Origin of the sequence: Sphingobium naphthae, from assembly GCF_043589935.1 — a bacterium.
In the GTDB taxonomy this organism is placed as follows: Bacteria; Pseudomonadota; Alphaproteobacteria; order Sphingomonadales; family Sphingomonadaceae; genus Sphingobium; species Sphingobium naphthae_A.
The window spans coordinates 2,912,838-2,937,953 of sequence record NZ_CP171454.1; the positions used below are offsets into that span (position 1 = coordinate 2,912,838).

At 64.4% G+C, this 25,116-nt stretch carries 26 protein-coding genes and 1 pseudogene; 12 read left to right on the top strand and 15 right to left on the bottom strand.

The window, feature by feature from the left end:
• Nucleotides 1-31: 31 nt before the first annotated feature.
• From ACGGKE_RS14480 to ACGGKE_RS14490, 3 genes are all read right to left on the bottom strand, one after another.
• Nucleotides 32-1,240: a cation:proton antiporter gene (locus tag ACGGKE_RS14480; RefSeq protein ID WP_394438916.1), complete on the bottom strand. Its 1,209-nt coding sequence runs from the start codon at nucleotides 1,238-1,240 to the stop codon at nucleotides 32-34.
• 30 nt (nucleotides 1,241-1,270) lie between these two features.
• Entirely contained in the window at nucleotides 1,271-1,774 is a 504-nt protein-coding gene (locus tag ACGGKE_RS14485) for a DUF421 domain-containing protein (protein WP_394438918.1), read from the bottom strand.
• A 139-nt stretch (nucleotides 1,775-1,913) separates the two neighbouring features.
• Nucleotides 1,914-2,780 carry an OmpA family protein gene (locus tag ACGGKE_RS14490; protein WP_394438920.1) on the bottom strand — a complete coding sequence of 289 codons (867 nt, stop codon included), beginning with the start codon at nucleotides 2,778-2,780 and terminating at the stop codon, nucleotides 1,914-1,916.
• Between the two features lie 216 nt (nucleotides 2,781-2,996).
• Between ACGGKE_RS14490 and ACGGKE_RS14495 the strand changes: the two genes are divergently transcribed.
• From ACGGKE_RS14495 to ACGGKE_RS14530, 8 genes are all read left to right on the top strand, one after another.
• A complete protein-coding gene (locus ACGGKE_RS14495; protein ID WP_394438922.1) occupies nucleotides 2,997-3,779 on the top strand; it encodes a DUF4019 domain-containing protein in 783 nt (260 codons plus the stop codon).
• 155 nt (nucleotides 3,780-3,934) lie between these two features.
• Nucleotides 3,935-4,663 (top strand): sterol desaturase family protein, encoded by a 729-nt coding sequence (locus tag ACGGKE_RS14500; RefSeq protein ID WP_394438924.1) that lies wholly within the window; start codon nucleotides 3,935-3,937, stop codon nucleotides 4,661-4,663.
• A gap of 74 nt (nucleotides 4,664-4,737) precedes the next feature.
• Complete coding sequence (locus ACGGKE_RS14505; RefSeq protein ID WP_394442049.1) at nucleotides 4,738-5,091, top strand: DUF2141 domain-containing protein; 354 nt, start codon at nucleotides 4,738-4,740, stop codon at nucleotides 5,089-5,091.
• An 81-nt stretch (nucleotides 5,092-5,172) separates the two neighbouring features.
• Nucleotides 5,173-6,021: a MipA/OmpV family protein gene (locus ACGGKE_RS14510; RefSeq protein ID WP_394438926.1), complete on the top strand. Its 849-nt coding sequence runs from the start codon at nucleotides 5,173-5,175 to the stop codon at nucleotides 6,019-6,021.
• A gap of 93 nt (nucleotides 6,022-6,114) precedes the next feature.
• On the top strand, nucleotides 6,115-7,026 hold the full coding sequence (locus ACGGKE_RS14515) for a tetratricopeptide repeat protein (RefSeq protein WP_317516778.1): 912 nt from the start codon (nucleotides 6,115-6,117) through the stop codon (nucleotides 7,024-7,026).
• A gap of 5 nt (nucleotides 7,027-7,031) precedes the next feature.
• Nucleotides 7,032-7,646: an LON peptidase substrate-binding domain-containing protein gene (locus ACGGKE_RS14520; RefSeq protein ID WP_394438929.1), complete on the top strand. Its 615-nt coding sequence runs from the start codon at nucleotides 7,032-7,034 to the stop codon at nucleotides 7,644-7,646.
• Nucleotides 7,643-7,834, top strand: coding sequence for a Trm112 family protein (locus ACGGKE_RS14525; protein WP_394438931.1), 192 nt, complete (start codon nucleotides 7,643-7,645; stop codon nucleotides 7,832-7,834). Before ACGGKE_RS14520 ends, ACGGKE_RS14525 begins: the two co-directional genes overlap by 4 nt.
• Before the next feature lie 57 nt (nucleotides 7,835-7,891).
• Nucleotides 7,892-8,278 (top strand): hypothetical protein, encoded by a 387-nt coding sequence (locus ACGGKE_RS14530; RefSeq protein ID WP_394438933.1) that lies wholly within the window; start codon nucleotides 7,892-7,894, stop codon nucleotides 8,276-8,278.
• 4 nt (nucleotides 8,279-8,282) lie between these two features.
• On the opposite strand, the gene ACGGKE_RS14535 is transcribed toward ACGGKE_RS14530, so the two are convergent.
• The 4 genes from ACGGKE_RS14535 to rplJ form a co-directional block, all read right to left on the bottom strand.
• Complete coding sequence (locus tag ACGGKE_RS14535; RefSeq protein WP_394438935.1) at nucleotides 8,283-8,723, bottom strand: RidA family protein; 441 nt, start codon at nucleotides 8,721-8,723, stop codon at nucleotides 8,283-8,285.
• Nucleotides 8,724-8,772: 49 nt separating this feature from the next.
• Nucleotides 8,773-9,669 carry a tyrosine recombinase XerC gene (locus tag ACGGKE_RS14540; protein ID WP_394438937.1) on the bottom strand — a complete coding sequence of 299 codons (897 nt, stop codon included), beginning with the start codon at nucleotides 9,667-9,669 and terminating at the stop codon, nucleotides 8,773-8,775.
• A 177-nt stretch (nucleotides 9,670-9,846) separates the two neighbouring features.
• Nucleotides 9,847-10,224 carry a 50S ribosomal protein L7/L12 gene (rplL, locus tag ACGGKE_RS14545; RefSeq protein ID WP_009820791.1) on the bottom strand — a complete coding sequence of 126 codons (378 nt, stop codon included), beginning with the start codon at nucleotides 10,222-10,224 and terminating at the stop codon, nucleotides 9,847-9,849.
• A gap of 72 nt (nucleotides 10,225-10,296) precedes the next feature.
• Entirely contained in the window at nucleotides 10,297-10,812 is a 516-nt protein-coding gene (gene rplJ / locus ACGGKE_RS14550) for a 50S ribosomal protein L10 (protein WP_228166102.1), read from the bottom strand.
• A gap of 968 nt (nucleotides 10,813-11,780) precedes the next feature.
• Here rplJ and ACGGKE_RS14555 point away from each other — a divergent pair.
• The 4 genes from ACGGKE_RS14555 to ACGGKE_RS14570 all read left to right on the top strand — a co-directional run bounded on the left by ACGGKE_RS14555 (nucleotide 11,781) and on the right by ACGGKE_RS14570 (nucleotide 15,697).
• Nucleotides 11,781-12,538 (top strand): IS5 family transposase gene (locus ACGGKE_RS14555; protein WP_394438940.1). Its coding sequence is split into 2 segments (ribosomal slippage): nucleotides 11,781-12,114 and nucleotides 12,114-12,538, totalling 759 coding nucleotides; the frame shifts between segments, so codons are not numbered across the junction.
• A 36-nt stretch (nucleotides 12,539-12,574) separates the two neighbouring features.
• Nucleotides 12,575-12,892, top strand: coding sequence for a hypothetical protein (locus tag ACGGKE_RS14560; protein ID WP_394438942.1), 318 nt, complete (start codon nucleotides 12,575-12,577; stop codon nucleotides 12,890-12,892).
• The gene (locus tag ACGGKE_RS14565; protein WP_394438944.1) at nucleotides 12,889-14,235 is read left to right on the top strand and encodes a KGGVGR-motif variant AAA ATPase; all 1,347 of its coding nucleotides are present in this window, start codon (nucleotides 12,889-12,891) and stop codon (nucleotides 14,233-14,235) included. The genes ACGGKE_RS14560 and ACGGKE_RS14565 overlap by 4 nt, the downstream gene beginning before the upstream one ends.
• A gap of 1 nt (nucleotide 14,236) precedes the next feature.
• Complete coding sequence (locus ACGGKE_RS14570) at nucleotides 14,237-15,697, top strand: hypothetical protein (RefSeq protein ID WP_394438946.1); 1,461 nt, start codon at nucleotides 14,237-14,239, stop codon at nucleotides 15,695-15,697.
• A gap of 128 nt (nucleotides 15,698-15,825) precedes the next feature.
• Here the strand turns inward: ACGGKE_RS14570 and ACGGKE_RS14575 are convergent.
• From ACGGKE_RS14575 to ACGGKE_RS14610, 8 genes and pseudogenes are all read right to left on the bottom strand, one after another.
• Nucleotides 15,826-15,960 (bottom strand): annotated as a pseudogene (locus ACGGKE_RS14575) (hypothetical protein); the annotation flags it as partial.
• A 250-nt stretch (nucleotides 15,961-16,210) separates the two neighbouring features.
• The gene (locus ACGGKE_RS14580; protein WP_394438948.1) at nucleotides 16,211-16,900 is read right to left on the bottom strand and encodes a response regulator; all 690 of its coding nucleotides are present in this window, start codon (nucleotides 16,898-16,900) and stop codon (nucleotides 16,211-16,213) included.
• On the bottom strand, nucleotides 16,897-19,566 hold the full coding sequence (locus tag ACGGKE_RS14585; protein WP_394438950.1) for a DUF4118 domain-containing protein: 2,670 nt from the start codon (nucleotides 19,564-19,566) through the stop codon (nucleotides 16,897-16,899). Before ACGGKE_RS14585 ends, ACGGKE_RS14580 begins: the two co-directional genes overlap by 4 nt.
• Nucleotides 19,563-20,153: a potassium-transporting ATPase subunit KdpC gene (gene kdpC, locus ACGGKE_RS14590; protein ID WP_394438952.1), complete on the bottom strand. Its 591-nt coding sequence runs from the start codon at nucleotides 20,151-20,153 to the stop codon at nucleotides 19,563-19,565. Before kdpC ends, ACGGKE_RS14585 begins: the two co-directional genes overlap by 4 nt.
• 11 nt (nucleotides 20,154-20,164) lie before the next feature.
• A complete protein-coding gene (gene kdpB, locus ACGGKE_RS14595; protein WP_394438954.1) occupies nucleotides 20,165-22,210 on the bottom strand; it encodes a potassium-transporting ATPase subunit KdpB in 2,046 nt (681 codons plus the stop codon).
• A 12-nt stretch (nucleotides 22,211-22,222) separates the two neighbouring features.
• Nucleotides 22,223-23,926, bottom strand: a complete 1,704-nt coding sequence (gene kdpA, locus ACGGKE_RS14600) for a potassium-transporting ATPase subunit KdpA (protein WP_394438955.1) — start codon at nucleotides 23,924-23,926, stop codon at nucleotides 22,223-22,225.
• Between the two features lie 15 nt (nucleotides 23,927-23,941).
• Nucleotides 23,942-24,031: a K(+)-transporting ATPase subunit F gene (gene kdpF, locus ACGGKE_RS14605; RefSeq protein ID WP_394438956.1), complete on the bottom strand. Its 90-nt coding sequence runs from the start codon at nucleotides 24,029-24,031 to the stop codon at nucleotides 23,942-23,944.
• 108 nt (nucleotides 24,032-24,139) lie between these two features.
• Nucleotides 24,140-24,988, bottom strand: a complete 849-nt coding sequence (locus ACGGKE_RS14610; RefSeq protein WP_394438957.1) for a TorF family putative porin — start codon at nucleotides 24,986-24,988, stop codon at nucleotides 24,140-24,142.
• Nucleotides 24,989-25,116 lie beyond the last annotated feature (128 nt).

Genomic DNA, 25,116 nt, shown 5'->3' on the forward strand with positions numbered 1-25,116 from the left:
ATTTCGACCGCTTATTTGCCGCTTTGCGACATCAGGGCGCTTCGTCCACCGATGTGTCCTTGCCCGTCAGCTTCCAGCGGCGCAGCAGCGGCGGCATCGTCAGCCCTTGCAGGAAGATGGAAAAGGCGACGACGCCAAAGGCCAGGACGATGATCTGCCGCTGTTCGGGGACGCTGGCGGGCACTGCGAGCGCCAGCGCCAGCCCCACCGCGCCGCGCAATCCGCCCCATAGCAGCACATGCTGGTAGGTGGCGGGCAGGCGCAGCGCCGTGCCGCGGAACAGCAGCGCGATCGGATAGACCGCGGCCGCGCGCCCCAGCAGCGTCAGGATGATGACGACGGCCAGCGCCCCCGACACCAGCGCCAGCGGCTGATGCGCTTCATGGCTGCCGATCATCAGGAACAGCAGCGAGTTGGCGAGGAAGGCGGCATATTCCCAAAAGCCCAGCACATGCCCGCGGCCATTGTCCGATATGGCGCGCCGCCAGCCCAGATTGCCGACGATGACGCCCGCCGCCAGCGCCGCGAACACGCCGGACGCCTTCAGATGTTCGGCAAGCAGGAAGCTGCCCCAGGCGATGATGGTGGTGAGGGTGATTTCCACCAGATGATCGTCGGTGCGCCCGGCCAGTTTCAGCAGCAGGAAAGCGACGCCCGCGCCCGCCGCAAGGCCGCCCAGCACCGTCCAGGCCAGCGCGCCGACCGCCGCGACCGGAGTCAGTTCGCCGCCGCCGGCGATGACCAGCAGGATCGAAAAGGCCACGGCGGCGACCCCGTCGTTCAGCAGGCTTTCCGATTCCACCACCATGCCCAGGCGCGGTTCGGCGCGCATCTCCTTGAAGGCGGCGATGACCGATACGGGATCGGTAGCCGCGATCAGCACGCCGAAAAAAGCCGCGCCCAGCCAACTCCAGCCCAGCAGCCAGTGCAGCCCGCCCGCCACGAAGGCGGCGGAAATCGCCACGCCCAGAAAGGCGAGCGTCACCGTCAGCGGCAATTGCGCGCGCAGCCGCCGCCAGGGCATTTGCAGCGCCGCTTCGAAGATCAGCGGCGGCAGGAAGATGTTGAACACCAGTTCGCGCGACAGCGGCAGGTTGACGCCGATCGGCAGCAACGCCAGCACGATGCCCGCCGCGACCAGCCCCGCCGTATAAGGCAGGCCGATCCGGCGCGACATCATCGCCACCAGCGACGTGACCACCAGCAACATGCCCAGGTCGATCAGTTGCAGTTCGGCCATCGCCTCGTCCTTCCCGCCGCCGTCCGCCGATCAGCGCGCGACCGACCCCAGCACCGTATAGGCCCGATCGGACCGCGCAAGCACGCTGAGGCTGCCATCGCTTTCCAGCACGACCGCGCCCACATCCTCGATCCGGCCGATGCCGCTCTTGCGGATCGCCGCTTCGACCTCGTCCCGGGTGACGCGTTCGTCGCGCAGCGCATCCGGGCGAAAGGCGCCATCCTCCACCAGCAGGCGTGGCCGCGATCGCACCAGATCGCTGAACCAGGCGGAGCGGACGGACAGCCGCGCCACCAGCCATTGCAGCAACGCCAGCATGCAGAAGGCGAGCGCCCCTTCCAGGAAGGCGATGTCCTTGCTCAGCAGCACGGTCGCCAGCGTCGATCCGAGCGCCACGGTGACGACCAGGTCGAAGGCGTTGAGTTTGGAAAGCGCGCGCTTTCCCGCGAGCCGCAGCACCACGACCAGCCAGGCATAGGCCAGCGCCGATATGAGGAGGACGCGCAGCAGCCCTTGGATATTGTCGAAGACCATAGGCCCGATAACGCGCGGGTGGGCGGGCGCGGTTCCCGGCGGCGCGCGGGAAGGGCGGAGCGGTCGTCTCGGCCGACCGCTCCGCCCCGCTCAAGGCGCTTGCGAAACGGGGGATGCAGGCCATCCCCCGGCGCAGGATTTACAGGCCGTCCAGCCCCTTGCTGACCAGCACATTGACGGCGACGCGGCGGTTCTGCGACTTGCCCGCGTCGGTCATATTGTCGGCCACGGGCTGGGCTTCAGACATGCCGGTGGGGGTCAGCATGCGATAGGGTTTCCAGCCGCACACCTGCTGCAGATAATTGACCACGCTGCCGGCGCGCTTTTCGCTCAGCATCTGGTTGAATTCCTCAGGGCCGGTGGAATCGGTATAGCCCACGACCAGCAGCAGGGCGTTGTCCATCTGCTCGGCGGTGCTGGCGGTGGCGCACAGCTCACTCTTCGCCTGCGGGCTGAGCGTCGCCTTGCCGGTGTCGAAATTGACGTTGGTGGTGCTCTTCACATTATATTGATCGATGTCGCCGACCCGGCCGCGCAAGGCTTCGGTTGCGGCCGACTGTTCGGCAAAGCCCTGCGCGGTGCCGCTGCGGATCATCGATGCGGTCTTGAGATCCTTGTTCTTGAGCGCGACGCGGGTTGCGACCAGCCCCTGCGCGCCCTGCACCGTCTCCACGCTGACCGGCAGGCCGTTGAGCAGCGCATCGGCGCCCAGCGTTTCCCGGCCCAGGCCCAGGAAGCCGCCGCTCGCCCGGATCACGGTGGTGTCGTTCAGCGCGACGACATTATTGGCGCCATCCGCGCCGGTGACCTGCATCTGGCCGCCGCTGCGCGCGGAGATGATGCCCTCGATCGTCGGGCCTTCGGCCGCTTCCGCGGGTGCGGGTTCGGTGATCGTCGCCGACAGGTCGGCCGGCGGCGCTTCCTGTGCGGCGAGGCCGGTCGCGACCGGGCCGGTCAGCATGGCGGCGGCGATCAGCGCCCCGCGCCCCTTTGAGATGATATGCATGGTGATCCTCCATCCTTTGAATAAGCCGGCCATTGCTGTTCCGGCCAAGCTTGCGCGCAGATGAATGATCGCGCGCGGGCGGCCCCGACTGCCGGTCATGCGAGCGCAGGTTGAGGCGAGTTGATGCTGCCACGGGTGGGAAGAGGCCGGCATCGGCGCGGCATACGAAATTTTCGGGGTGGCTGCGGCGGGGCGGGCGGCCTAGTCACGACAGTCATGAGCATCCGCGTGAAAGAGGCCGTCTCGGCGCTCACCGAGAAGGAAAAGCAGACGCTGCGCCTGATGGTGCGCGGGCATGACGACAAGTCGATCGCGCGCAGCCTGGGCCTGTCGGTCCACACCATCAACGAACGGCTGCGCGACGCACGCCGTAAGATGGCGGTGTCAAGCAGCCGCGAAGCGGCGCGCCTGCTGCTGGACGTGGAGGGGGAGGCGCCGCTTTCGCCCGTCCCCCAAAATCTGGGGGACAGCCAAATCGGGGAGGACGCGGCCGGTGCGCCGGATGAGTGTCGGACCGCGCCGATTGGCGGCGCCGGGTGGGCGGATCGCCGGCCCGTGATGCTCATTGGAGTCCTGCTCATGACCCTGATCCTTGGATTGATCGCCATGGCCACCCTGTCCCCCGGCGCCTCCGCGCCGCAGGCCGAGCCGGCCGACACGCAGACGCTTGCCAATGCCGAGACGGTGGAGACCGCTCGCCGCTTTTTGACCCTGGTGGATGCGGGCCGCTGGGACGACAGCTATCGGATGTTCGGCGCCGCCTTCCACAAGCTCAACACGCCGCAGGTCTGGGCGTCGGTATCCGAAAAGGTGCGCGTGCCGCTGGGCGCGGTATCGTCGCGCCGCTTCCTCAGCCAGCAGGACCTGCCAGCCCCGCCCGCCGGCTACATCGTCGGCAAATTCCGCACCAATTTCGCCAACAAGGACAACGCCACCGAAACCGTCACGCTGGAGCAGGAGAATGACGGCTGGCAGGTGGTCGGCGTGATGATCGAATAGAGCGCGCCATGCCTGCTCCTGATAGAAGGCTGTGCACCTTCTCCTGCGCGGTTTTGGAATGAATCACAAAGCAGTTGAAGGAGAAGTGACTACGGTTCGCAGAGCGGCCGCGATGACGCTTCCGCCCGCTTTATATCGCGCGTATAGGCAAGACCATGGTCGCAGCCATCCTTCTGTCCGCCCTCGCGATGAGCGTCATTGTCGGCGTGCGCTACCTGCTGGCAAGCGGCGGCTTCGCCCTGGCGACGCGCATCCGCCAGCCCGGCCTCTACCGGGGGCTGGAAAGGCAGATGGGGCGCGAAGTGCGCTGGTCGCTGCTCTCCGCCTTCATCTATGGCGTGCCGGCGGGCGTGGTCGCCTGGGGCTGGCAGGCGCGGGGCTGGACGCGCATCTACAACGATGTCGGCACCTTTCCGCTCTGGTATCTGCCGGTCTCGGTGCTGCTCTATCTCGCCGCGCACGACACATGGTTCTACTGGACGCATCGCTGGATGCACCGTCCGCGCCTGTTCCGCATCGCGCACGCCGTCCATCATGCCAGCCGGCCGCCGACGGCCTGGGCGGCGATGAGCTTCCATCCCTGGGAGGCGCTGACCGGCGCGGTGGTCATTCCCGCTCTCGTCTTCCTCATCCCCATCCACGTCGGCGCGCTCGCCTGCGTGCTGACGATCATGACGGTGATGGGCGTCAGCAATCATATGGGGTGGGAGATGTTTCCGCGCTGGATGGTGCGCGGACCGCTGGGCGCCTGGCTGATCACCGCCAGCCATCACCAGCGACATCATGAATATTATGCTTGCAATTACGGCCTCTATTTCCGTTTCTGGGACCGTCTGTGCGGCACCGACAAGGGGCTGGGCGACTTTGCGAAGGGGCGTGCGTGAAGGCGATCGGTTTGTTTCTGCTAGTGCTGCTATCGACCGGCGCGGCGCCCGTTACCCTGTCGCAACCGCTCAGCATGGCGCTGGAGGGGCTGCGTTCTGCCAAGGGGCAGGTCCTGATCTGCGTCACGCGCGATCCCGATCATTTTCCCGATTGCAGCCGGGATCCCGACAAGCGGCACTTCGCCATCCCCGCCTCCAGCACTCAGGTGACGCTGGGCCAATTGGCGCCGGGCGACTATGCCATCGCCATCATTCATGACGAAAACCGTAACGGCCGGCTCGACACCTTCGCCGGCATCCCGCGCGAGGGCATCGGCTTCTCCCGCAATCCGGTGCTGCGCTTTGGCGCCCCCAGCTTCCGATCCGCCAGCTTCACCATCGGCGGCGCGCCGGTGGAACAGGACATCCACCTCAAATATTTCCTGTGATGTTCGTTTGTAGCGAGCGGGAACCTGTAACCCCTCCGAAACATTCTGCACCCTGAACGCAGCTTTCGAACAGGGTCCTTCATGAATCGCATCCGCAGCCTTCTGGCCGTGACGCTCGTAGCGTCGCTGCCCATCGTCACGCCCGCTCGCGCGCAGGAGGCGGAGGATCACAGCAACCTGACGATCGGCGTCGGTGGCGCGGTGGTGCCCAGCTATGAAGGGTCTGACGATTATCGCGTCATTCCTATCCCGCAGCTGCGCGGCAAGGTGCATGACGTCGCCTTCTGGACGCGCGGCCCGGCTCTGTTCGTCGACGTGATCCCCAATCGCGATGACGAGGGGCTGGATATCCAGCTTGGGCCGGTTGTGGGCGCGCGCTTCGACAGGACCAGCCGTAAGCGGATAAAAGATGATGCTGTCGCAGCTCTCGGCAAGCTGGACACCGCGATCGAGGTCGGCGGCTTTGTGGGCATCGGCAAGACCGGCGTCATTACCAGCCCCTATGACAATTTGTCTGCGCGCGTCACCATTACCAAGGATGTTGCCGGCGCCCATGAGAGCATGATCGTGACGCCCGCCATCGAATATTTCACACCGCTTTCCATTCGCAGCTTTGTAGGCTTGGGTGTGTCGGCCGACTATGTCGGCAAGAAATATGGACGCTATTATTTCGATGTCACGCCGGAGCAGGCGGTGGCAAGCGGGCTGCCAGCCTATGACGGCGCAGGGGACGGATCGGGATTTCGCAAAGTGAACGTCAACCTCACCGGTGGATATTCGCTTTCCGGCGATATTCGTCGCGGCTGGACGCTCTTCGCGTTGGGCGGCTACTCCCGTATGCTCGGTGACTACGCGGACTCGCCGGTCGTATCCATCGCTGGCTCGAAGAATCAATGGATCGGCGCAATCGGGGTCGGCTATACCTTCTGACCTTTCTCCTGCCTTGTTCCTTGGGGGTGACGCCCCACATAAGGCGCTGTAAGGCAGCGGCCTTGAAGGACCCCATTGGCAGGAGATGAAGACGTGGCGACCCTGGGACTGAGCGAGACCGAAAAGGCTGCCGTGGAGGCGTTTCGCCGCGACGTGGTCGACCCGTCGCGCACCAGCCTGGTGATCGTCGACTTCTGGGCCGAATGGTGCGGACCGTGCAAGCAGCTCGCCCCGGTGATCGAGAAGGTCTGCGCCGAATATGCGGCCAAGGGCGTCAAGCTCGTCAAGGTCAATGTCGATGAAAATGGCTTCATCGCCAGCCAGTTTCGCGTCCAGTCCATCCCGACCGTCTATGCCGTGTTCCAGGGCCAGCCGGTCGCCGACCTGTCGCAGGCCCGCACCGAAGGGCAGCTGAAGCAATATCTCGACCAGCTGCTCGCTCAGCTGCCGATCGAATCCGACGAAAAGGCGCTCAAGCAGGAAGTCGCGCCGCTGATCGCCATGGGCGAGGAAATGCTGGCTGGTGGCGAGCATGAGCGCGCCCTTTCCATCTTCACCCAGATCGCCGACATGGACCCCGACAATGTCGAAGTGATCGGCGGCCAGGCGCGCGCGCTGATCGCGCTGGGGCAGCTCGATGCGGCCGAGGCGCTGATCGAGGGGCTGCCCGCCGACATCGCCCGGCATCCCGCGATCGACCAGGCCCGCGCCGCCATCGCGCTGCAGCGCGACGCGCGACCCGTGGCCGACCTGTCGGCTCTGGAGAGCAAGGTCGCGGCCGATCCCGACGATCATGAAGCGCGCTTCGAACTGGCGGCGGGGCTGATGGGCAATGGCGACCGCGATGCCGCGGCCGACGCGCTGCTGGAAATCGTCCGCCGCGACCGCGCCTGGAACGAGGGCGCCGCTCGCGCGCAGCTGCTCAAGATTTTCGAGGCGGTCGGGTTGGAGGATCCCTGGGTCGCGAACCAGCGGCGCAGGCTGTCGCAGATCCTGTTCGCGTAACGGCGATGGCCGCGGCGCGCGTCTCGATCTTTCCCCTGGCCGGGGCGCTGCTGCTGCCGGGCATGGACCTGCCGCTCCATATTTTCGAGCCGCGCTATCGGGCGCTGATCCATGACGCCATGGCGCGCGACCGGCGCATCGGCATGATCCAGCCGCGCGGGGAGGGGCCGGTCCCGCCGCTCTACGACGTGGGATGCCTCGGTCATGTCACGCATATCGAGGCGCTGGAGGATGGGCGCTTCAACATCATCCTGACGGGCCTTGCGCGCTTCCGCCTCCTGCGCGAACTGCCGGTCTCCACGCAGTTCCGCCAGATCGAGGCGGAGGTCGAGCAGGCGCCGGCGGAGGATGAGGTGCTCTCGGCGGTCGAGCGCGCTGCGCTGGAGCAGGAATCGCGCCGCTTCGCCGATCTGCTGGGCTATGTCGTCGATTGGACCGCCGTGTCGCGGCTCGACGATGTCGCGCTCGTCAACGGCATCGCGCAGATCGCCCCCTTCGATCCCGCCGCCAAGCAGACCCTGCTGGAAGCCGACAGCCTGTCCGACCGTTCCGAACGGATCATCCAACTGATGCAGATCATCGGCCGGATCGAGCGCGACGGCGGAGCGACGCTGCAATGAGCGACCCTGACGCCGATGCGCCGCCGATCGACCCCTGGCTGCTGGAAAAGCTCGTCTGCCCGGTAACGCGCACGCCGCTGCGCTGGGACGCGGCCCGACAGGCGCTGCTGTCCGATGCGGCCGGCCTCGCCTATCCGGTGCGCGATGGCGTGCCCGTGCTGATCGTCCGGGAAGCGGCACCCTTGTAAGAGCAGGTCAAGCACGACCCGCTATCCAGCCGCCGCCGATATTGATAGGATGCCCTGATGGCTTTGCGACTGGCCTTTCTCCTTCTTGCGATCCCGACGCCGGCCTTGGCGGCCGATGCGCCGCCGCCCGCCGCCGCGCCCGCGCCGGTGACCCGGGGCCTGACCTGCGCGGACGAAGGATCGGTGCGCGAGATCGTCATCGATTTCACCGGCGGACGCTGGCGCGAAGCCGGCAGCGAATGGACCAAGATCGCGGCGCAGGACGACGCCACCATCACCCTGGTTCAACAGAGCGGCGGCTTCTTCAGCGACCTGCGCCGCTTGGAACGGCTGGACCGCGCCACGCTGGTGCTGTCGACAGAACTGCACACTGGCCTGATCGACGAAAAGCGCGCCTATCATTGTCGCATCGTCCCACCCTTCGACGCGCAGCGACAAATCTAGCCGGTCACTCGCGCGGCGGGAAGGCGGCGATGCACTCCACTTCCAGCGGCGCGCCCAGCGCCAGCCCATCCGCGCCGAAGGCGCTGCGCGCGGGCAGGCGCTTGCCCGTGAAATAGGGAAGATAGGCGGCGTTGAAGCGCGGCCAATCCGCCATGTCGTCCAGCATCACCGTGCATTTGGCGATGTCGCCATAATCGAGGCCATTGGCCTTCAATATCGTGCCGATCGCGTCCATCGCGCCCTTGACCGCGGCGTCGAATCCTTCCTTGTGCCGGTCCATGCCTTCGGGCGCCTGCCCGATCTGGCCGGACAGGAACAGCATGTCGCCCACGCGCACCGCCGGTGAAAAGGGCAGCTTGGCCGGCAGCAGCTGGGGCGCGGCGGCGGGCTGCGCCAGTGCCGGCGCGGTCGTCAGCATCAGGGCAAGGGCGAACAGGCGCTTCATGATGGCTTCTCCTTCTGGTCAAGAGGCGGCAGGCAGCGGCGCAGTGCGTCTAGGCGCGAGGATGCGCATTGCGATAGATATCCAGCAGATGGGCGGCGTCGACCTGGGTGTAGATCTGGGTCGAGGAGAGGCTGGCATGGCCCAGCAATTCCTGCAGGCTGCGCAGGTCCGCGCCCCGGCCGAGCAGATGGGTGGCGAAGCTGTGGCGCAGGGCGTGGGGCGTGGTGCGGTCGGAGAGGCCGAGGCGCCCGCGGGCCCCCTGGACGGCGCGGCGGATGAGCGCGGGGGAGAGGGGACCGCCGCGGGCGCCGCGGAACAGGGGCGCTTCGCGCTCCAGCGGATAAGGGCAGGCGGCGACATAAGCCTCGATCGCGGCGCGCAGTTGCGGCAGCAGGGGGACGAGGCGAGTCTTGCCGCGCTTGCCGGTGACGCGCAGTGTGTCACCCAGCGGCCAGACCGCGCCGGTGAGGCCCATCGCCTCGCCGATGCGCAGGCCAGCGCCGTAGAGCAGCAGCAGCACCGCCCAGTCGCGGGCGCCGATCCAGCCTTCGCGGGCTGTGTCGGCGATCTCGCCGGCGAGCGCCATGGCCTCGTCCGGGGAGACGGGGCGGGGGAGGCCGCGCTTGACCCTGGGCCCCTTGAGCCGGGGCGGCCGGGCGTCCTCACCGCCGACGAACCGGAGGAAACCGCGCACCGCCGACAATTCACGGGCGGCGGAGAGATTGCCGATGCCGTCCAAGCGCCGGCTGGTGAGGAAGGCGCGCAGGTCGGCCTGCTCCAGGGTCGCCAGCATGGCTTGCGTCACGGCCTCGCCGCGATGCTGTTCCAGGAAGGCGACCAGCCGTTCGGCGGTGGCCTGGTAGGCGCGGACGGTGTGGACCGAGCGGCGGCGGTCGAGGGCGAGATGGGCGCGCCAGCGTTCGATGAGGGCGGAGGAAGCGGACATGGGCCGCGCCAGGATAAGGGAGGCGGAGTAGGAAGGAAATCGCGAATCGCGTGCCCCAAAGGCAAGAAAAGGGCAGCGCCCTGGCGGCGCCGCCCCTTCCTGCACCGGCCGCGAAGGGCCGAATCGGCGCGGTCCGGAGCCATGCCGCGAAGGGCTGCCCCGGACCGCGTCGGCCGATTACTTCAGCTCGACGGTCGCGCCAGCTTCTTCCAGCTGCTTCTTCAGCTTTTCGGCTTCTTCCTTGTTCACGCCTTCCTTGACGGCCTTGGGCGCGCCTTCGACCAGCGCCTTGGCTTCGGTGAGGCCTAGGCCGGTGATGGCGCGGACTTCCTTGATGACGTTGATCTTCTTGCCACCGTCGCCGGTCAGGACGACGTCGAATTCGTCCTTCACTTCTTCAGCGGCAGCAGCCGGGGCGCCAGCAGCGGGGCCAGCGACGGCAACAGCGGCGGCGGCCGAAACGCCCCACTTTTCTTCCAGAGCCTTCGACAGCTCGGCGGCTTCGAGGACGGTGAGGGCCGAGAGCTGATCGACCAGAGCGTTGATGTCTGCCATTGTTCAAATTCCTTGTTTGGGGCGATGCGCCCCGTCAGATGAGGGTCAAAATCCGGATCGGACGACGGCCAATCAGGCCGCTTCCTTCTCCGCATAGGCGTTGAAGACACGCGCGAGCTGCGCGGCCGGCGCCTGGGTGACGGTTGCGAGCTTGGTAGCGGGTGCGACGATAAGGCCGACCAGCTTGGCGCGCAGTTCATCCAGCGACGGCATCGACGCCAGGGCCTTCACGCCCTCCGCGTCGAGCAGCACTTCGCCCATCGCGCCGCCAACGATCTCAAGCTTGTCGTTGGTCTTGGCGAAATCGATCGCAACCTTGGCGGCGGCGACCGGATCGGCCGAGGTGGCGAGACCGACCGGACCGGTGAGCAGGTCGCTCAGGCCGGTATAGGCGGTGCCATCCAGGGCGATGCGGGCGAGGCGGTTCTTCGTAACCTTGTAGGTCGCGCCGGCGTCGCGCATCTTCTGGCGCAGGACCGTCGACTGGGCGACGGTCATGCCGAGGTTGCGGGTCACGACGACCACGCCAACTTCTGCCAGCTCTGCGTTCAGCGCGGAAACGACCTCAGCTTTCTGATTACGATCCATGCCATTACTCCACTTCATGTCCGCGTCGACGGCCGAGAGGCCCCCGCAGCGGACGGCTTAAAACCCGCATGCCGGTTTGCGGCGCACGGGGCACAAAGTCCGAAGGGGAGAGATCAACCGGCCTGGACCCCCAAAAGGAGCAGGCAGACCCGAATCGGGCCACGGCCCGTCCGGTAAAGAGCTTTTCCCCGTCTAGGCCGGGCATTAAGAAGGGCATATTCCCTTCACCGACTGTCTCGGACGGAAGGTCGACGGCATCTCTGCCACGGCCTGCGACCGCGCCCTTAGCGAAAAGCGCCGGCCCTGTCACGCCAAATCTGGCGCGGGGCGGCGAAGCCCCGCGCGCCGCCCCGCCCGCGCCCGCCCAGGCGCCGCCGACGCGCCACCGCCGAAGTTCACAGTGTCGTGGGGGTGCGCCGACGCAAAACATGGAAAAATCAGGAGCAGCGCGCCACCGAAGCGCCCGCGACGCGACACCGACGCGCCAGCAAGGCGACACCCGCGCGCCCACCGGGTCACAGCCCCGCGCCACCGGCGCGACAGGGTGCGCGTGGGCGCGGGGTGGGTGAAAGCGGGGCGAGGCGGCGGGCTGGCCCATCGATGAGGATAGACCAGAGAAACTCCTATTTTGGAAGGGGAATAGGAGGGATTGGCCGATAGCGTAATGACGGCTTTGTGCCCAATCTATGAGGAAAGCAGCCATTGACCGTCATCGCGTAGATATGTTTACCACCGCTCGCGCGCCTTGACGCGTGCATCTCCCGCAACCCAGTGCTAATCGAAGGTTAATTGGATGACGGAGGTACAGGCAGTGTTATGCCACTGAGGGACGGTTCGCCTGAAGATTACCAAGCAGCGGCGATACGCCATTACGAGGATGCTGTTAGGGTCCAAACCCAATCAGCCTCTTGAAAATCTGTGTGCACATTGATTCAGGGAGTCTCCGCTGAAGCAGGAGGCTGTTGAGAATGCCGGGTTCGTTGTTCTGGTTGTCGGATGAAGCATGGGCAGTGATTGAGCCGCATTTGCCGACGAACCAGCCTGGAGCGCGGCGCGTCGATGACCGGCGAGTGATCTCGGGCATTATTCACATGCTCAAGTGCGGTGGCCGCTGGGCGGACTGTCCACCCGCATACGGCCCTTCGACGACGGTCTACAATCGCTGGAACCGATGGAGCCGCCGGGGCATCTGGACGCGCATCCTGGCGGCGTTGACGGAGGAGGGCTGGATCGCGGAAACAGGCCAGATCGATAGCAGCTACATCAAGGCCCACCGCTCTGCCGGTGGAGCAAAAGGGGGGCGCGGGCCAATGCCATTGGCATCTCGCGTGGCGGCCGGACGACGAAGATCCACGCCCTTGTCGATGTCCTCGGGCGACCACTCCGCCTCGTCCTGACGCCCGGCAATACATCTGACGTGAAGGGCGCAGACCTGCTGATCGGCGAAACCATCGGCATGAAGCGGGTGATCGCCGACCGTGGCTACGATGCGAACCGCACCAGGGCCGCCTTGCGCGAGCACGGCACGATTCCGGTGATCCCCGGACGGCGCAACCGCAAACGCCCGATCCAATATGACGAGCGCCGATACAAGGATCGCTGGCGGGTCGAGGCCATGTTCTGCCGCCTCAAGGACTTCCGCCGCATCGCTACCCGCTACGACAAGCTCGCCAGAAACTTCCTATCAGCCGTAAGCCTCGCTGCCGCCGTAGCGTTCTGGCTCTGAACGAGTCTGGACCCTAGGCTTCGGGAGGCGGGGCGCTTGGATAATGCCGGCCATCTCATTGGCTTTTCCGCAGAATGCGCCATCAAACATCGTATCAATTCACTTGGATCGGGAGAGAGTTCCCCGGCACAGCATCTCCCCGACATTCTAGTTGCAGCACGCGAACGTCTAGGTGGTCGGGCGAATTACTCAAGCATGTTTAGCCTTCTAAAGGGAGGTATTTTCGCGGATTGGGCTGTGGATCATCGTTATTCGGCAACAGGTAAGGTCTCGCAGGAGCAGATCGCGGTCTGGTTTTGCATTACCAAAAGACTACTGGCTGCAGCCAACATCCGCGTGCGGAGTGCAACATGACAACCTTCGATCAATCTCTTCCACTGTTCATCAATGTCGTCGCTGATGTGTGGGGTAGCGACGCGATCACTAATAATTTATTTCTACGAGATCCGGTCGGTCGCTTGACCTTAGTGGTTCTTGATTCTGGCAAAACCGGCGTTGAGCGAGAAGAGCTTTCAAAGGCGGTAGATGAGGTGCTCGGCGGTTATGCGGATCCCAGCGGCATATCCGTGGCAACGCCGGAGGAACTCTTCGATGAAAGCTTGCGGGAACCCGGAATTGGCATAGCCGTTCCGATCGACCAAGCTACTTTCCAGGGTCACGTACGCCTCGTGGATCGTCGTGTCGTGGGCGCTGACTGGCTTCGCAGGCCGATCGAAGAGAATTCGGTAATCCCTCGCTTGTTTTTCGTTAGCCTAAAGGGCGGTGTGGGGCGTTCGACCGCGCTTTGTGTGCTCGCTGCGCACTTGGCTGCAAGCGGACGTCGAGTTTTGGCTATCGACATGGATCTTGAGGCTCCAGGTCTAGGCACCATGCTGCTCGACAACACCACGTTGCCGCAATTTGGCCTACTAGATTACCTTGTCGAAACGAACCTAGGCGTGGTAGAAGACCTCTTTCTCAGTGACATGCTGGGGTTTTCTCAGTTGAGCGGAGGCCGCGGATCCATAACGGTGGTGCCCGCATTAGGAACCCGAGCGAACGACAGCCCTCTAAACGTTCTCAGCAAGCTCGCTCGGGCCTATTTGCCCTCCGAAAATGATCCTGCCCTTAACAGCTTCACCGCCAAAATCGATAAACTTATCGGTCGATTGACTGCGGCAGGCGACTATGACGTTGTCTTGGTTGACGCACGCGCTGGGCTGCATGAGTCCACAGCGGCAGCGGCAGTTGCACTTCAGGGAAACACTCTTGTGTTTGGGATGGACCAGCCCCAAACCTATGCGGGCTATCGCGCACTATTGGCTCAACAGGCACTCACGCTTGGGCCAGATTGGACAACGCGAATACACATCGTCGAGGCGAGGGTTGGAGCTGATGGGCCGTCCGGCGAGTTTATCTCAAACATGATAGATATCCTCCCGAACTGGTATGAAATTAAAAAAGATTCTGAAATTCCTTTAGAAGATTTACACGAGACCTTCGAAATCGGCTGGGATGTTAACACGCCGGCTGAGTTAATTATTGATCAGGAAATCGATCATACCTACATTTACGAGAGTGACCTATTTAATAAATTTGACCCACTCGAGCATCCTGATCTATTAAGTAAAGGCATATATTCCGCTGTGTATGACGAGTTTCTGCAGGCGTGTGATGCCATTATCCAGTCCGCTGATATGATTGAGAGAAGGATTTAAGGTGGCGGCAGTGAATTTCGCGAATATTCGGCGCCTGCTAGTGGACCTACCCACTGACCACGACGCAGATGGTGAACACAGGCCGGCGGTCGGCGATGTATTCGCTCCAGAGCAGCACGCATCTGCGCTGGCACCGTCCACACTTATCGTCGTCGGTGCCCGGGGAGCAGGCAAGAGTTTTTGGGCAGGTGTGCTCGGTCAGAGCGATACACGCCAATTGGCGGCAGAAGTTTACCCGAGGCTGGGCCTAGATCGTCTAGTAGTGACGTTCGGTTATAACGGCTTCGATGCCGGTTCTGCTGTAACAAGGCGTACTGTAGAAGCGCGCACCCAGAATGGTCAGCATGACTCGGCGCTTATCTTTTGGCAGTCAGTCCTTCTGCGAAGCGCGCTGGCCGCAATAAACGATCTAGAAGCCAAAGAGACCATCGCCACGTTCATATCAAAATATAAAGATCCAGAGGATTTCGAAGTACGTCTCCGAGAAGTTGACCAAGCGTTGGATGCAGATGACAAGACTTGCCTCGTCCTTTTCGACGCGCTGGACACCCTGTCTAGAGACTGGGCGCAACTTACCAAATTGACAGATGCGCTGTTCGAAGCCTGCTGGATGCTTCGAGCACGGCGCAGAATTCGTGCCAAGGTTTTCATTCGTCCTGATCAGCTCAACGATGAGGGTTTGAAATTCGTCGAACTTCCTAAGCTCAGAAGTGCTAGGGTAGAACTCGACTGGTCTCCAACCGACCTCTACGGATTACTCTTCACGCGCATGGTCGAGGCTGAGCAAGACGCCGACGGAGAAGACTTCGAAGTTCTTTGTCGGGAGGCTGGATACCCGATACCTGAAACCAGCGCCGAGCGGATTCGTAATTGGGAGTTGGCTTGGAGCGAAGAGGCGCAGAAGCGCGTGTTCGAAAGAATAGCGGGCCGCTACATGGGCAAGAGTGCCACCAAAGGTGCTACTTATCCATGGACATACAAACACTTAGCGGATGGAAGGGATGTAGTGACGCCTAGAAGCTTTTTGAAACTGTTCGTGGAAGCTGCGCGTCACATGCCCGCGCCGATTAATCAGGTGATCACAGCTGAAGGTATTCGCCATGGACTGAGGGAGGCGTCAAAAACGCGAGTCGAGCAGCTTGCGCTCGAATACCCTTGGATCAAGCGCGCTCTCGCACCACTCGCTGGGCTTAAAGTTCCTTGCCAAAGTTGGGAAATCCATGAAGCTTGGGAAGCAAGCAACACGACGGCCATCATTTCCAAAGCAGCCAAGAGTGAAGGCTTCTTACCACCATATCAGAAATCTTCAGTTAGCAACGCTGAAGAGGATTTAGAGGCGGCCATGGCACGGATTGGCGTACTGTCGTATCGTACCGACGGCCGAGCCGACATGCCCGATCTGTTCCGTATTGCTTCGCGGATGCTAAAACTTGGAGGAGTCGCGCTGAAGAGCAGGTCATGAGCGAAATAGGGGCGGTTCAACAGCATCACGTTTCAGCCCGGAGAACCTTTCGCAAGATGTCGACTTGCGGGATTGGCACGCATACACTCCAGCGTCCGATCTTAGCTAAGCCGCCAGTTTCTCTCCCCTCAAACCCGATCCGCCTGCACCACCACATCGATCGCGCGTAGCGCGGACAAGATCCGCATCAGATGCTGCGCATCCGCCACTTCCAGGTCGATGATGTCGGTGTGGAAGGGGCCTTCGCGGTTGACGAGCTGGAGGTTGAGGGTGTTCGCCTTGGTCGCGCCGAAGAGGTTGGCGACGGCGGCGAGGGCGCCAGGCTAAGTCTGGGCGATGACGGAGAGGCGGGCGGGGCCGTGCCGCGACCTGCTGTCCCAGCTTGAGATCGACATCGATGCGAGGCTGGCCGGTGATCCTGCATCGCCGCCCCTGTGGGCGCGCAGGGCAGTAGAGCCGCCATCGTCGCCGCGATCCCGATGGCTGACGGGCCCGAAAGGCCGTCCTGGGGCGTCAGCCTGTCGCGATCAGGCGATAGCCCACGCCCAGTTCGTTGATGATGAGCGTGGGGCGCGCCGGGTCCTCCTCGAGTTTCTGGCGCAGGTTGCGCACCACGATGCGCAGATAGTCGATGCGCCGATCCTGCTCATAGGGCCAGGCGGCCTCCAGCACCCGCTGATGCGTGACGACCCGGCCGGGATAGAGCGCCAGCTGGTTCAGCACCTCAAATTCCTTGCGGGTCAGATGCACTTCCTGGTCATGGCGGGTGACGAGCCGATTGGCGAGATCGATGCTGACCGGGCCCGCAGTGATCAGCGGCGAGCCGCCCTGCGCTTCGACACGGCCCCGCAGCGACGCGCGCAACCGGGCGAGCACCTCCTCGCTGTCGAAGGGCTTGGTGACATAATCATGAGCGCCAAGGTCGAGCGCCGCGACCTTCTGATCCGTGGCGTCGCGGGCGGATATGACGATGATCGGGGCCGGTGCGACGCCGCGAAGCAGCTGAATGATCTCCAGCCCGTCGCGGTCGGGCAGGCCAAGGTCCAGCAGGATGGCGTCGGGCTTGCCGCGCCGCGCCTCCGCAACGGCTTCGAGGGCTGTTTTCGCCTCGATCGCCTCGTAACCGCCGCGAACCAGCGTTCCTTGCAGCAGCCGGCGAATATGGACTTCGTCGTCGACAATCAGAATGCGCTGACCGCTCATATATCCATGCCTTGCAACTTGTCGCGCACCAGCAAGGCCTCCGGGAAGCGGATGCTGAAGCGCGCGCCGGCCTTGTCTTCGCGATTGGCGGCTTCGACCTGCATGCCCATGCTTTCGGCGAAGCCCTTGACGATCGCAAGCCCCAGGCCCGTGCCGCTGACGGCGCGATCGGACCCTTCGAGCCGGCGAAATGTTTCGAACACCTGCGTCTCCGCGCCTGGCGGCAGGCCGGGCCCTTCGTCGATGACCGACAGGACCAGTTCGCCATAAAAGCGCTCCGCGCGCACCGTGATCGGCGTGCCCGCCGCCCCATAGCGTCCCGCATTGTCCAGCAGGTTGAGGAGGCAGTGGTGGAACAGCCGGGGATCGACCGTCACGAGCGGAAGGTCGGGCATGACCTCCAAGATGATGGAGTGCCCCTCGAGCGATCGACGGGTGTCATGAACGGCGGCGCTGACGGCGTCCGTCAAATCGACCGGCTCCAGATCCAGCCGCAGCGCGCCGGCTTCCACGCGCGCCATGTCGAGCAGGTTCGCGACAAAGCGATTGAGGCGCAGCGCCTCGCTCTCGATCGTGTCGAGCAGCGCATGTTGCGTGATCTGCCGCAGCTCCGCCGCTGCGCCCAGGATGGACGTCAGCGGCGTGCGCAGGTCGTGGCTGACCGAAGATAGCAGCGCCGCGCGCAGGCGGTCGCGCTCGCGCACCTTGTCGACATCGCGCATCCTGGATTCCAGGCTCAGACGCTCCAGGGCCAGCGATGTCTGATCGGCCAAGCTGCCGAGCAGCGAAAGCTGATCCGACCGAACGGGCTCGCCCCCGTCTTCGCGCGCCAGGCCCAGCACCGCGACGACGGTGTCGCCGGCCCTGAGCGGCTGGAACTGCCAGTCGGACGCGGTCAGGCTGCCGGTGCCGCGGCCGGCAGGCTGGCCGGTGTCGAGCACCCACTGGGCCGCAGCCAGTTCCATCGTTTCCAGCTGGGCGCCCGGCGCGCTCGTCGCCTTGATCGACAGGCCGGCTGTCTCACCCTGCTCCAGAATGACGACCCGCACGCCCAGCAGCAGCCCGATTTCGTGACACGCGGCTTCCGCGACTTCCTCAGCGGTGCCAAGCGCCGTCAGCTGCCGCAGAAAACCGGCGAGCGCCGCGTTGGCGCGCGCGCTGGAAGCGGCCAGAACAGCCTGCGCCCGGACACGCGATGTCAGCTGACTGGTGACGAAGGCGACCCCGAGCAGCATGAAGATGGAGATGACGTTTTCGGGATTGGCGATCGTGAGCGTGCCGGTGGGCGGCAGGAAGAAGAAATTATAGCACAGGCTGGAGGCCAGTCCTGCAAACAGGCCCGTACGCAGGCCGAACAGGCTGGCCGCCGCCATCACGGGGAGCAGATAGAGCAGCCCGACATTGCCAAGATCGAGAATGTGGAACAGTCCCGATCCGATCACCGTGACGACCGCGACGAGAAGCGCCGTCCATAGATAGCCGGAGGGCGCGCCCCAGCCGCTGTGACGAGACCCCGCTCTGGCCGGCGGGGCGTTCGCCGTGTCGATCGGCAGGACGTGGACCGCGACCCCCGGGGTCTCGCGCACCAGGCGATCGACGATGGATCCATGCCGCAACTCGAACCAGCGCGAACGGGTCGACTTGCCGACGACGAGCTGGGTCGTGCGGGCTTCGGCCGCGTAGCTTTTGAGGCCTTCGATCACGGTCGAGGCCGGGACGGTGGCAACGGCCGCTCCGAGACGCGAGGCGAGATTGAGAGCGGCGGCGACGCGGCGCTGTTCGGCCTCGCCAAGATGCTGTGTGCGCGGCGTTTCGATATGGATCGCGCTCCACGTCCCGTGCGCGGCATCGCTGATGCGCTTTCCGGCTCGAACCAGTTCCTCCGCGCCCGGCTGTTCGCTGACGGCGACGAGGATGCGTTCGCTCGCGCCCCAGGTTCCTCCGAGCGCCTGCGCCCGCAAGTCCTCTAGCATGCGGGCATCGACGGCCTGCGCCGCCCGCCGGAGCGCCAATTCGCGCAGCGCCGAAAGGTTCGTTCTGGAGAAGAAATGGGAGAGCGCCCGGGTGGCCTCTTGCGGCAGATAGACCTTGCCTTGCTTCAGCCGCTCGATGAGTTCGTCGGGCGGTATGTCCACAACCTCGATCTCGGCCTGTTCGAGCACATTGTCCGGCACGGTTTCGCGCACGCGAACGCGGGTGAAGGAGGCCACGACGTCATTCAGGCTTTCGACATGCTGAATATTGAGCGTCGAATAGACGTCAATGCCGGCGTCGAGCAGCTCTTCGACATCCTGATAGCGTTTAGGATGCCGGCTGCCGGGGGCGTTGCTGTGCGCGAGTTCATCCACCAGGGCGAGCTGCGGACGACGCTCGAGCAGGCCTTCAAGGTCCATTTCGGTGAGGGCGCGATTGGCGTAGGAGATCGAGCGCCGCGGCAGCATCTCGACCTCCTTGGTCAGGGCTTCGGTTTCCAGCCGGCCATGCGTTTCGATGACGGCGGCGACGACATCGACCCCTGCGCGACTGCGCGCCGCGGCTTGAAGCAGCATCTCGAACGTCTTGCCCACGCCGGGCGCAGCGCCGAGGAAAATCTTGAGCCGCCCCCGGCCTTCCTGCGCGGCAGCGCGCAGAAAGGCTTCGGGCGCGGGCCTGTCACGCTCGCTCAACGCCTAAGGCCTGGCAGCATGTCCAACTGCCGGTTGAGCGCAAGCACGTTAACATGCGGCTCGCCAAGGATGCCGAACACAGGCCGTTCGGTATTGCGCACGATCAAATCGCGCAGCTGTCGCGCACCAATGCCCCGCACCCGCGCGATGCGTGCAATCTGCGCCATGGCCGCTTCGGGCGACAGATCGGGATCGAGGCCGGAGCCGCTTGCGGTCACGAGATCGGCAGGCAGCGGACCGGAAAGCCCCTCCGCCCGACGGTGTTCGACATCGGCTTTCACTCGTTCGCTCAGCGCCCGCGCGGTGGGGCCAAGGTTGGAGCCGCTCGAGGCGAGGCCGTCATAGCCATCGCCTGCCGCCGAGGGGCGGGTCTGGAAATAGCGTTCGGACGTGAAGGCCTGGCCCGCGATCGCCGAGCCGATCGCCACGCCTCTGCTGTCACGGACGAGACTGCCGTTTGCTTGCGACGGAAAGATGATCTGGCCCATGCCGGTCATCGCCAAAGGATAGAACAAACCCAGCAGGATGGCGAACAGGATCGTCATCACGATCGCCGGGCGGAGGGAAGAGAGAAAATCCTTGGTCATGATGCGCCTCCTCAGGCGAAGCCCAGGCCGTTGACGGCCAGGTCGATGATCTTGATGCCGATGAAGGGAGCCACGAGCCCGCCCAGACCGTAGACTGCCAGATTGCGCGCAAGCAGCGGCCCGGCCCCCATCGGCTTGTAGGCGACGCCCTTGAGCGCCAGCGGCACAAGCAGCGGGATAATGAGCGCGTTGAAGATGATCGCTGACAGGATCGCGCTCTGGGGCGTGGCAAGGCCCATGACGTTGAGCACGCCCAGGCCCGGATAAAGCGCCACGAACATGGCCGGGATGATGGCGAAATATTTCGCGACATCATTCGCGACCGAAAAGGTCGTCAAGGCGCCGCGCGTCATCAACATCTGCTTGCCCAGGCCGACGACCTCGATAAGCTTGGTCGGATCGCTGTCGAGGTCCACCATGTTGCCCGCTTCGCGCGCAGCCTGGGTGCCGGTGTTCATCGCCACGCCAACATCGGCCTGCGCGAGCGCCGGCGCGTCATTGGTGCCATCGCCGCACATCGCGACCAGCCGCCCGCCCTGCTGCTCCTTGCGGATGAGGTCGAGCTTGTCTTCGGGCGTCGCCTGCGCAAGGAAGTCGTCGACCCCGGCCTCGGCCGCAATCGCCGCGGCGGTGAGCGGATTGTCGCCGGTGATCATGACCGTCCGTATGCCCATGCGGCGCAATTCCGCAAAGCGTTCCCGCACGCCTGCCTTGATCACGTCCTTGAGCGCGATCGCGCCCAGCAGCCTGCCATCCTGCGCGACGGCCAGGGGCGTCATCCCGGCGCGGGCGATCTCGTCGGTCATCCGGCGCAGCTGAGTGGCGGCGGCGGTTTCGCCCAGTCCGGGATTGGCGCGGAGGATCGAATCGACCGCGCCCTTCTGGATGAGCGAGCCGCCGGTCCTGACGCCGGAAATGCGGGTCTGGGCGGTGAACGCAATGATGTCGGCATCCGCGGGAAGGTATGTCGTCGCGATCTGGAAGCGGCTGCGGGCAAGAGCGACCACCGAGCGTCCTTCGGGGGTCTCATCCGCAAGGCTCGCCAGCAGCGCTGCTTCGGCCAGCTTCTCAGGCAGCACGCCCTCGACCGGGCGCAGTTCGCTGGCCTGCCGGTCGCCCACGGTGATCGTGCCGGTCTTGTCGAGCAGCAACACGTCGACGTCGCCGGCCGCCTCGACCGCACGACCGGATTTGGCGAGCACGTTGAACCGCACCAGGCGGTCCATGCCGGCGATGCCGATAGCGGACAGCAGCGCCGCAATCGTGGTCGGAATGAGGGTGACGAGCAGCGCTGCAAGGATTGCGACCGGGATCGAGCCGCCCGCATAGCTGGCGAATCCAGGAATGGTGCCGACCGCGATCAGGAAAATGATCGTCAATCCCACCAGCAGGAGCGTCAGAGCGATCTCGTTCGGCGTCTTCTGGCGCTCGGCGCCCTCGACCAGAGCGATCATCCGGTCAAGAAAGCCCTGGCCCGGATCGACGGTAACCCTGACGCGGATCTCGTCGGAAATGACGCGCGTTCCCGCCGTCACCGCCGAGCGATCGCCGCCGGCCTCGCGAATGACCGGCGCGCTTTCGCCGGTGATCGCCGCTTCGTTGACCGACGCGACGCCGTCGATTACTTCGCCGTCGGCCGGGATCAGATCGTCGGTCTGGACCAGAACGACGTCGCCCGCACGCAATTGACTTGCCGGCACGTCTTCGATGCGGTTGTTGTTCAGCCGTTTGGCGGTCAGTTCAGCCTTCGTTGCTCGCAGCGAGGCGGCCTGCGCCTTGCCGCGTCCTTCGGCCAGCGCTTCGGCAAATGTGCCGAAGAGCACCGTCAGCCAGAGCCATAGGACCAGTTGCAGCTTGAAGCCGATCGCCAGCGCGTCGCTGCCGATGACAAGCAGGATGGTCATCAAAAGGGCGACGGCGGCCGTCACGAACATCACCGGGTTGCGGATCAGTTCGCTGGGGCTCAGCTTGATGAAGGCGTCGCGGATCGCCGGAACGATCAGCTCGGCTGTAAAGAGAGATCGGGAATTGGAGGATGTGTTGGTTGCGCGGGACATATGTCGCCCCCCTTAGAAGAGCTGGCCGTTGATCATCGCAAGATGATCGGCGATGGGTCCGAGCGCGAGGCTCGGCAGGAAGGTAAGGCCGCCCACGATCAGCACGATGCCGACCAGCAGTCCGACCCAGAGCGCGCCGGTCGTCGGAAACGAGCCCGCGCTTTCCGGCGTGTGGTTTTTGGCCGCCAGGCCTCCGGCGATCGCCAGCATCGGCACGATCACGAAAAAGCGTCCCAACCACATGGCGATGCCCAGCAGAGCGTTGTAAAAAGGCGTGCCCGCGCTGAGGCCGGCGAAGGCGGAACCGTTATTGCCCGTGGCCGAAGTGAACGCGTAGAGAATTTCGGAAAAGCCGTGTGGCCCCTTGTTCAGCGGGCCGGCAAGCCCTGCGGGGACGATGGCAGCGAGCGCGGTGAAGCCCAGGATGCAGAGCGGCAGGATGGCGATCGCCAGCACGGCCAGCTTGACCTCGCGGGCCTCGATCTTCTTGCCCACATATTCGGGCGTCCGCCCCACCATCAGCCCGGCGACGAACACCGCCAGAATGGCGAAGAGAAGGAAGCCGTAAATGCCCGCGCCGACGCCGCCGATGACGACTTCGCCCAGCTGGATGTTGAACAGCGGTATCATGCCGCCCAGGGCGGTGAAGCTGTCGTGCATCGCGTTGACCGCGCCGCAGGAGGCTGCGGTCGTGACGACGGCGAACAAAGCGGAAGCGACGATGCCGAACCGGACTTCCTTGCCCTCCATATTGCCGCCAGCGACGCCAAGACCGTGGAGAATCGGATTGCCTGCGGCTTCCTGCCAGTAGGTGACCGTCACGCCCGCAAGGAACAGGACCAGCATCGCCGAGAGGATCGCCCAGCCCTGACGGGTGTTGCCGACCGCCTTGCCGAAGCACCAGGTGAGACCGAAGCCGATCACGAAGATCGACAGCATCTGGACAAAATTGGTGAGGGCGTCGGGATTTTCGAAGGGATGCGCGCTGTTGGCGTTGAAGAAGCCGCCGCCATTGGTGCCGAGCATCTTGATCGCTTCCTGGGACGCCACCGGCCCGAGCGCCAGCGTCTGCCTGACGCCTTCGAGCGTGGTCACGTCCACCGACGCGGCCAGCGTCTGCGGGACGCCCGAAGCGATCAGGAACAGGGCGTAGACGACGCAGACCGGCAGCAGCAGATAAAGGGTGATCCGGGTCATATCGGCCCAGAAGTTGCCGATTGTCGCCGACTGGCGCCGAGCAAAGCCGCGGAAGAACGCGAAGGCGAGCGCGATCCCGGTCGCAGCCGAGAGGAAATTCTGGATTGTCAGGCCCAGCATCTGGCTGAGATTCGAGAGCGCGGCCTCCCCCGAATACCATTGCCAGTTGGTATTGGTGATGAAGCTGATCGCGGTGTTGAACGCGCCGTCCGGCCCTATGCCGTCATGACCCAGGCCATTGAGGGGCAATATGCCCTGCAGGCGCAACACCCCATAGGTGAAGAGCATCAGCACGAAGTTGAAGAGCAGCATATGCACCGCATAGCGGCGCCAGCTCTGCTCCTCGTGGGGGTCGACGCCCGCTAATCTGTAGAAACCTGTCTCTATCGGCCCCAGCAAGGCATGAAGCGGGGTGCGGCGGCCTTCATAGAGCGCGAACAGCCAGGCGCCGACCGGCTTGGTCAGCGCGAGCAATATGCCGACGAAGGCGAGGATCATTATCCATCCCTGGAGGGTCATCGTCCAGCTTCCTTTCTAGAAGCGTTCGGGACGGATCAGCACCGCCACGAGGTAGAGGAGGAGGGCAAAGGCGGTCACGGCGGCGAGCCAGAGATCAAGGGTCATGGCGTCGTCCTCACGCTCGGTCGCAGAGCCGGGCGTAAGCGAGCGTCGCCGCCAGCAGCCCGGCTGTCGCCACAATCCAGAGAAAATCATGCATATGCCTCAGACCTTCTAGAAAGATGCTGTCAGCGCCACGACGATCGTCCCGTTCGCGATTGAACCGGAGCCGTCCTGGCCCTTGCTGAAGCTGGGTTGGAGATAGGCCGCCTCGCGGCGGGTGATGTCGGTGCCGACATAGGAGACGCCGAATGTCAGGTTGCGCCATGTCGCATCGGCGCCCAGCGACCAGTCCCAGTAGCGCCCGGTGGGCGCAACGCTGGTGGCATTGGAGCCAAGGCCGGAATTGCCGTCCGAATGCCCGATATGGGATTTCGCGGTCAGCGGTGTGCCCGCGATGGCCAGTGCGCCGTCGGCCCAGAGGTAGAGATTATCGTCCTTGGCGCCGGGGCTGGTGTAAACGCCTGCGGCCGCGTCGGCGCCGGTGCGATACCAGCGGCCCAGCGCTTGCTGCTTGGGCGCATAGGCGACGCCGGCGGTCAGCGTCACCGGGCCGCGCGCGCCGGTCAGTTTGATAAAAGGCTCAGCGAAGTCGGTCCTGTCGGCTCCGCCCGGATACATGTACCAGGTCAGCCCCACGTCGATCGTCGCGCTGTCGGAAAGCTGCGCCTTGTAGCCGGCGATCAGGTCCAGCTCCATATTGGCGCCGCCAAACGTCCCCCAGCCCGAGAGGTTCGACGCCCAGGCGCCAGCATAGAGGCCGCTTTCATGCGTGATGGACAACCCGCCCTGGATCGCCATGTCGCGATCGGTCTGGGAAATGCCGCGGAAACGATAATCAGACGTCAGCGTCGCCGATCCGTTGAGAGTGATGGCAGGCGTGGAACCGCCGTCCTGCGCGAAGGCGGGCGCAGCGGAAGCGATGACAATGAAGGCGGCCGCAAAGACCGGAATGCTTTTCATTCTAAATCCCCTTGAGCGCGCCGGGACAGACCGGTGCGCGAGTCGTGAGGGGATTTCAGATATTGCGGCCGGCCATTAAGGTTCGAGATCGAGAAGCAGCGATCTCCATAGTATGAGGTGGTGCCGGA